We start from the raw sequence: 1118 nt of genomic DNA, 5'->3' as shown, positions 1-1118 counted from the left end.
GCTGTACGCTGTCGGCGCTGTTGCCAAATGCATTACGCTGGTAGGTCGTAACAGCTGCAATATCGACATCATTCAGAATCGATGCATAGGGGGCCATGGCAGTGCCAGGTACGCCCTTGATGATGACTTCCAGATGCTTGGCGATGTCACCGGTTGCAATGGCAGAGCCGGCAATCGGCTTACCCACGCCGCCTTGTCCCTTGTCGCCATGGCAAACCAGGCAGCTGGTCTTGTAGACGCTTTCGCCTTTAACCATCAACTCGTCCTGTGACCATTCACGGTCAGAAGATGCGGCAGCGGCAGCTGCTGCTGCCTGCTTATCCTGTTTCCAGCTGGCATAGTCTTCGTCGCTGACAGCCTTGACAACAACCGGCATGAAGCCATGATCCTTTCCGCATAACTCGGCACACTGACCGCGGTAGGTACCTTCTTTTTCAATCTTGGTCCACATCTCGTTGATAAAACCGGGGATTGCATCCTGCTTCTGGCCAAGCTCAGGCACCCACCAGGCGTGGATGACGTCGGATGCGGTCAGCAGGAAGCGGATTTTTCTGTTGATTGGGACGACCACTGCTTCATCAACATCGAGCAGGTAGTTGTCTACCGATGCAACCTCAATGCCTGAACCCAGTTGACGGGCATCGTTATGATCAGGGTGCAGATTGCTGATGAAATTGATGCCATCATCAACATACTCATATTGCCACTTCCACTGATGCCCTGTGACCTTGATGGTTACCTCGGCATCGGTGCTGGTGTCGCTCATGAAGAGGAGCGTGGATGTTGCCGGGACTGCGATTGCAATCAGGATGACAAACGGAATCATGGTCCACAGGATTTCCAGTTTGGTGCTCTCGTGGAACGTAGCTGGCTGTGCACCTTTTGACTTGCGGTGATAGATGATCGACCAGGCCATGGCGCCAAATACAATGATGCCGATGATGATGCACACCCACAGAATGATCATGTGCAGGTCATAGACCTGGTTCGCGATTGGTGTGACACCTCGCGTCAAGTTAAGTGCTGTCCAGTCAGCCATGGCTGCAGGTGAGCCAAATAGCATCGACAGCAGTGTCAGGAGTGGCAAATGCCGCGAACGTTTCTCCATCATAGTCCCC

Annotated in this window: 1 protein-coding gene; it reads right to left on the bottom strand. The window is 53.4% G+C overall.

The window, feature by feature from the left end; all coding sequences use genetic code 11:
* A partial coding sequence (gene coxB, locus BOW51_RS10985) for a cytochrome c oxidase subunit II (RefSeq protein WP_245828677.1) occupies nt 1–1087 on the bottom strand: 1087 nt, incomplete at its 3' end.
* Between the last annotated feature and the right edge of the window lie 31 nt (nt 1088–1118).

Source organism: Solemya elarraichensis gill symbiont (assembly GCF_002021095.1).
Lineage (GTDB): Bacteria > Pseudomonadota > Gammaproteobacteria > Chromatiales > Chromatiaceae.
Note: the sequence above shows the minus strand (reverse complement) of the source record. Positions and strands in the feature narration are given on the sequence as shown.